Source organism: Sphingomonas sp. Leaf38, from assembly GCF_001421825.1.
Classification (GTDB): domain Bacteria; phylum Pseudomonadota; class Alphaproteobacteria; order Sphingomonadales; family Sphingomonadaceae; genus Sphingomonas.
This window is the reverse complement of the sequence record NZ_LMLD01000009.1, coordinates 507,875-513,428: the sequence shown is the minus strand read 5'-3', so window position 1 is coordinate 513,428 and position 5,554 is coordinate 507,875. Positions and strand designations below refer to the sequence as shown.

Annotated in this window: 6 protein-coding genes; 2 read left to right on the top strand and 4 right to left on the bottom strand. The window is 61.3% G+C overall.

All coding sequences use genetic code 11. The features are described 5' to 3' along the window. Positions 1-156 precede the first annotated feature (156 nt). Both ASE88_RS04580 and ASE88_RS04575 read right to left on the bottom strand, forming a co-directional pair. Complete coding sequence (locus ASE88_RS04580) at positions 157-336, bottom strand: hypothetical protein (RefSeq protein ID WP_056475843.1); 180 nt, start codon at positions 334-336, stop codon at positions 157-159. Positions 337-579: 243 nt separating this feature from the next. Further along, positions 580-1,683, bottom strand: a complete 1,104-nt coding sequence (locus ASE88_RS04575) for an aldo/keto reductase (RefSeq protein WP_055876596.1) — start codon at positions 1,681-1,683, stop codon at positions 580-582. A 95-nt stretch (positions 1,684-1,778) separates the two neighbouring features. Between ASE88_RS04575 and ASE88_RS04570 the strand changes: the two genes are divergently transcribed. Further along, positions 1,779-2,666, top strand: a complete 888-nt coding sequence (locus ASE88_RS04570; protein ID WP_056475840.1) for a LysR family transcriptional regulator — start codon at positions 1,779-1,781, stop codon at positions 2,664-2,666. A 652-nt stretch (positions 2,667-3,318) separates the two neighbouring features. Then, positions 3,319-3,708, top strand: a complete 390-nt coding sequence (locus tag ASE88_RS19375; protein ID WP_235527815.1) for a class I SAM-dependent methyltransferase — start codon at positions 3,319-3,321, stop codon at positions 3,706-3,708. 153 nt (positions 3,709-3,861) lie between these two features. Here the strand turns inward: ASE88_RS19375 and ASE88_RS04560 are convergent, their stop codons facing one another. Together ASE88_RS04560 and ASE88_RS18755 are read right to left on the bottom strand one after the other, a co-directional pair. Continuing rightward, positions 3,862-4,362, bottom strand: a complete 501-nt coding sequence (locus tag ASE88_RS04560) for a peptide-methionine (S)-S-oxide reductase (protein WP_055876589.1) — start codon at positions 4,360-4,362, stop codon at positions 3,862-3,864. Between the two features lie 405 nt (positions 4,363-4,767). Further along, positions 4,768-5,262 carry a hypothetical protein gene (locus ASE88_RS18755; protein WP_156356908.1) on the bottom strand — a complete coding sequence of 165 codons (495 nt, stop codon included), beginning with the start codon at positions 5,260-5,262 and terminating at the stop codon, positions 4,768-4,770. Positions 5,263-5,554: the final 292 nt, after the last annotated feature.

Below are 5,554 nucleotides of genomic sequence, written 5' to 3'. Positions count from 1 at the left end.
GGCATTCGCAAAGATGAACCAGCGTCCGAAGTTGGGAAGCGAGGGAAGGGGCGTGAACGTCCGCAACTGGGTCATAAAGGTGCCAATGCTGAACGCACGGAAGCAGTTCAGCGAGTGATATTAGGCTTCAGCGATAATCACTATCGACACTTTCATTCAAGCGATCCGCCTTGGTGTCTTGGCGCCTTGCCGTGCTGGAGGATCGGCGTCGAGCCGCTTGTTCCATTCTTCGGCGGCCCCCGCGAAATCCTCGTCGGGCGCGTGCGCCGTCAGCTCTAGCGCGCCTTGATCGAACGCAGCATCACCCAGCGGCGTGTCGATGCAACTGGTAGACATACGGCCACCGGGCCCGCGGCTCTTGTCGAACACAATGGCATTGTGACCCTGGTGGCGGAGCGCCTGGGCGCAGGACGGCCTGCCATCCCCGCATCGATGATTCCGATCCGCATTATATTCCTCCGTGCGGGCCTGCAGCGACTGAACTTGCGACCGACCGAAGGACCGCAAGCGCCAGGCTTGTCGATTGGAGCCGGCCCAGGCGCAGACTTTAGGCTCAGGCTGCCGGCTCCGGATGACGCGTCAGCTTCGAACGTCTCCGCCCCCGAAGACGACTTGGTTGCGTACGGCAGGGGCGAATAGGCCGTAGAGAAACGGCAGCTTGTCACCGCTCACCGCATCGAGCGCAGCACGGTGCTCGGGTGGCAGGTGAAGGTCGAGTGCGGCAACATTGTCGCTCACCTGTTCGGGTCGGCTCACGCCCATCAGCGTCGATGCGACGCCCGGTTGCCCGACCACCCAGGAGAGCGCGACGCGGGCCGGCGTCTCGTCGATCTCCACTGCGATGCCTTTCAGTATTTCGAGGATGTGCCAGTTGCGCTCGGTGAACAGCGTGTCGCCGAACGGATTGTCGCCATCGAGCCGCTTGTCGTCGGCGGGTCTCGCGGTGTCGTTCCGCCCGGCTTGGTTGGGAACGCCGCCCGCGCGCTTCGGACCCGCCTCGACGATCGCGCGGTCGTACTTGCCGGTGAGCAGGCCATAGGCGAGGGGGCTCCAGGGGACGAGGCCCATGCCAGCCGATCGGGCGAGCGGCAGGTGCTCGGCCTCGACCCCGCGTTCGACCAGCGAGTAGAAATATTGCAGGCCGATCGGCGAAGGATCGCCCTGCACTCGCGCCAGCGTCGCGAGTTCGGCGACGTACCAGGCCGGGGTGTTGGATATGCCCCAGTAGCGGATCTTGCCCGCTGCGACGAGCGCGGTCATCGTCCGCAGCAGTTCCTCGGCGGGGGTGACACCGTCCCAGACGTGCACCCAGTACAGGTCGATGAAGTCCGTCCGGAGGCGGCGGAGCGATCCTTCGACGGACGCCAGAATGTGGCGTGCGCCATTGCCGCCTGCATGATAGCCGCGACCGGTCGCAAACCCCGATTTCGTCGCGATCACCAGCCGATCGCGCGACGATTGTGCGGCGACGAAACTGCCGACCATTTCTTCCGATCGCCCGCCTGCATAAACGTCTGCGGTGTCGATGAAATTGCCACCTAGATCAGTGTAGCGATCGAACACCGCGCGGCTGCCGCTCTCGTCCAGCCCCCATCGCGGCGTACCGAAGGTCATCGTGCCAAGTGCCAGCGGGCTGACGAGAAGGCCGGAGCGGCCAAGCGGGCGATAGATGTCGAGGGTCATCGTGGTATCCTGCGTTGTGTTACCTCCAGATGGACGCCGGACCGCCCGCGGATTAGATCGTCTGCGGCGCATGGGTTGCTGAAGGATGTTCAGGAATGGATCGTGATCTCTGGGCCGGTCTCGCGGTGTTCGAAACGATCGTCGAGGCTGGCAGCTTCGCGCGAGCGGCGACGCGGCTTGGATTGTCCGCTTCTGCGCTCAGCCATGCGATGCGGTCGCTTGAGACGAAACTGGGCGTCCGGCTGCTCGACCGTACTACTCGGTCGCTGGCGCCCACGCCCGCAGGCGATGAACTGCTGGCGCGGTTAAGGCCGGCGATCGCTTCGGTCGCGGGCGCGCTGGCCGACCTCGACAATGCCCGCGAACGTCCGGCGGGGCGGATCCGGGTCAGTGCGCACCGGGTCGCGGCCATCTACGCCATCCTGCCGCGGCTGGCCGACTTCGCGCGCGCGTATCCCGATATCGCCGTCGAACTGGTGGTCGACGACGGGTTCGTCGACATCGTCGCGGACCGCTTCGATTGCGGGATCCGGCATGCCCAGACCCTGCAAGCCGACATGATATCGGTCCGTATCAGCGCGCCGGTGCCGCTCGTCTTCGTCGCCGCGCCGGCCTATCTCGCCGATCATCCCGCGCCCGTCGATCCCGACGATATCGCCGCTCATCGTTGTCTGTGTTACCGATACACGTCCTCTGGCGTCGTACACCGCTGGGAATTCGAGCGGGATGGCCGGACAGTGGAACGGTCAGTCCGCGGCGACTTCATCACCAACGATATCGACGTGATGCGCGACGCTGCAGTGGCAGGGCTGGGGGTGACTTGCCTGCCGCTGCCACATGCCGCAATGCAACTGGCCGCCGGTACTCTGGTCGAAGTGCTGGGCGGCTGGGCACCGACGCTGGCCCCGAACCACCTCTACTATCCCAGCCGACGTCAACCGACTGCCGCCTTTCAGGCCTTCGTGACGGCAATGCGCGTGTGATTGCAAATGTGCTTTGACAAGATTCAGAGCAGTTGATGATCTGGATGACCACGAAGCGCTTTGGTGAGTGACGTCACCGTCAAGTTTCAAAGACCTAAGGGCATGAACGAGTGTCTGAAGCTGGGAAACGGGAAGGCCGGTCCGAACGTCTGGAATTAGGTCAGCGCCGGGGGCAGCGTGGTGCCGTCGAAAGCACGAAGTTGCGGGTGGGAATGGTAGTCATCTGACTGTTGACGAAGGCCATCGAGATTGTGTGGCGCGGCTCGCGCAGGGCATTGTTGCGGATGAATCGCTCAGGGAGTGTAACGCTATGACCGACTGCTCGCCGCCTTGACCTGTGTCGTCGCGTTTGGCGCTACGGGGGTGGGGGCACAATCCGTTGCCCCCTCGAAGGATATCGTTGCCGTGCTCGCATCGTCAACGCGGACGCCAGCGAACCGCGCGCGTGATCGCTATCGTCACCAGGCGCAGACATTGGCCTTTTTCGGCGTGAAGTCGACGCAGACGATCATCGAAGCTCTGCGGTGCCGACCGCGAAGGCAGAGCGCACCCACAGCGCTTTGCCGGTAATACCGCGGAGTATGGCGTGACGCAGGTTGCGACGATCGACTTCAAGACCGGAGCGTTCTCGATTCCGGCGGGGAGTGCGGATGTGCTGCTGACGTTCCGCAACGTCCACAACCTCTTGATGCAAGACGACTCTGCCATCGCAGGCCGCGTGTTCAAGGCATTCTGTACGGCGCTTAAGCCGGGTGGCGTACTCGGTGTCGTCGATCATTGCTTGCCGGAGGAGATGGACGCGGCGCGTGAGAAGACGAGCGGCTACATCAAAAGATCGACCGTCGGTCGGCTGGCGCAAGAGGCGGGCTTTGCACTAGCCGCAGAATCTCGGATCAATGCCAACCCCAAGGATACATACGATTATCCGGAAGGCGTCTGGACGCTGCCGCCGAGCTATCGATTGAAGGACGTTGATCGCGCGAAATATGCTGCGATCGGCGTGAGCGACCGGTTCACGCTACGGTTCGTAAAGGCGCGATAATCGCACTGGTTTGCAGACCTGCACACGGCGTACCGAAGGCGGTTTGATCTAGAGGGCAGCGGCGAAGACGACGTAGATCGCGATAGAATCGCGGCGGGGCAGAGGAATAGCAGGAGTCGCGGCCACGTCCTGGCCTGACAGCCGTCGGAATCGCTATCGCATTCCGTCGCCCTCGGACAGGACATGCCGGGCGAAGTCTCGTCGGATCGCATCCAGCTTGGGGTCGATATAGCGTTGGCAGAACGGTCGGGTCGGGTCGGTATGGTAATAGTTGCGGTAGCGCTCTTCCGATGCTCGGAACCCGACGAGCGGCAACACCTTCGTCCGCACAGCGCTGTCAATTTTCTGCCTGAGCCGGGTGATCACCGTATCTGCCCGATGCCGCTGGTCGGCATTCCCAAAATAGACAGCGCTGCGGTAACGCCCGTTCGGCGAATAGCCGCTATTCGCCGAATGGGTGCGCAGATGGACCTCAATCAGAATGTCGAGCGAAATGATCCCAGAATCGAAGCGGACTACCACTCCTTCTGCCCAGGCATCGTCGGGTGCGGTCGATTGCAGGAAGCCTTGATTGACCTGGGAGACGCCACGCAGGATTTGAAACACGCCTTCGGTGCACCAATGACACCCGCCGCCGAAGCCTGCCGTTTCCATGCTCACCTTCTCCACCCGGTCCGGCGAGATGCCCTTCCGCTTTCTGCGTTTAATGGCGGCAACGTATAGCGCGGGTTGGATCGCGGCCTATCATCGGCCGGGCCGTCTTCCCGACTGAGCTTGTACGCCGACCATGCTAACCGATACCGGCCTGATTACACCCGCTAGACAACACCTGAACGAACGGCTGGTTTCGAGATACGCTCAAGCCGCTCTGAACGTCCACAACTGGGTCTGGCCGGAAGCTGGGGGCAGGGTGCCTTCGCCCAATGCCGGACGCTTGGGTTGCGCATCACGGCTCTCGAAAGCTGTCATTCGTTCACGCGATTTTTCCGGTCCGGTCACCCCTGATGCAAAAATCAAAAGTTTTGCATCACGGACGAGATCCGGGCGGTTGGCTATCAATTAGCTATTGCTGACATCTATTATGACCGAGGGTGAAGTGAACTGTTCGTAGCGTACAGGCTTGTGCCGCCAATCGAATACCGAAACGATCGCGCGCACGCGGTATCGCCCAGCGCCAGGGAATATCGTGCGGGGATTTTCTTTTAGCTTTACCAACATCGGTTTTTCATGACCTACCTTCATCAAGTAGGTAGTGTCAGTAATGGGCGGAGTGGGCGGTGATCCAGCCGGCGGAAACACAGGCGAGACAGGTATCCCGTCGATTGTTGAAACCTGCAAACTTATACCGCGAGTGAAAGATATGGCGGGATCAAGTCCAACCTTGTCGACGCTGGTAATACGAACGACTGCGTCAAAGTCTTCAGCTATACCTTGTTTATTTGATCGTGGTTCTAGCACCACGGCTAGCTTCATTAGCTTGCCGACCGGCCAGTCGGCTTGAGCTGGTGGCCAGAGCGCCGTCGACGCAGCAATAAGCATCAAAATGAAAATCACGTGTCAGCCTCCAAGCACGAAGCAAGCTCTGTGCATGCCATATAGATTAGCGGCGGCTCGGTCGTAAGCGCTTCTCTCGCCGATGGCGGCTAACGCCTTGACCTGAAACAACCGCATTCCAAACTCAGCGCGGCATGGTTTTGATGCGAAACTCCCAGATTTCGCATCAGCCCAAAAACGGCGGGAAACCGTCGGTTCTGACGATGCAAAATACTGATGTAACTGGAATACCCGTTCAGTGGCCGGCTTCCTTGGGGTGTGGCCTCCAAAGCAGCCGGTCCGCTTTCCTTCG

What these genes read in the sequence shown, in the direction of transcription:
- ASE88_RS04580 (WP_056475843.1), bottom strand. Translation starts at nt 336, where the DNA reads ATGTCTACCAGTTGCATCGACACGCCGCTGGGTGATGCTGCGTTCGAT.
- ASE88_RS04575 (WP_055876596.1), bottom strand. Translation starts at nt 1,683, where the DNA reads ATGACCCTCGACATCTATCGCCCGCTTGGCCGCTCCGGCCTTCTCGTC.
- ASE88_RS04570 (WP_056475840.1), top strand. Translation starts at nt 1,779, where the DNA reads ATGGATCGTGATCTCTGGGCCGGTCTCGCGGTGTTCGAAACGATCGTC.
- ASE88_RS04560 (WP_055876589.1), bottom strand. Translation starts at nt 4,362, where the DNA reads ATGGAAACGGCAGGCTTCGGCGGCGGGTGTCATTGGTGCACCGAAGGC.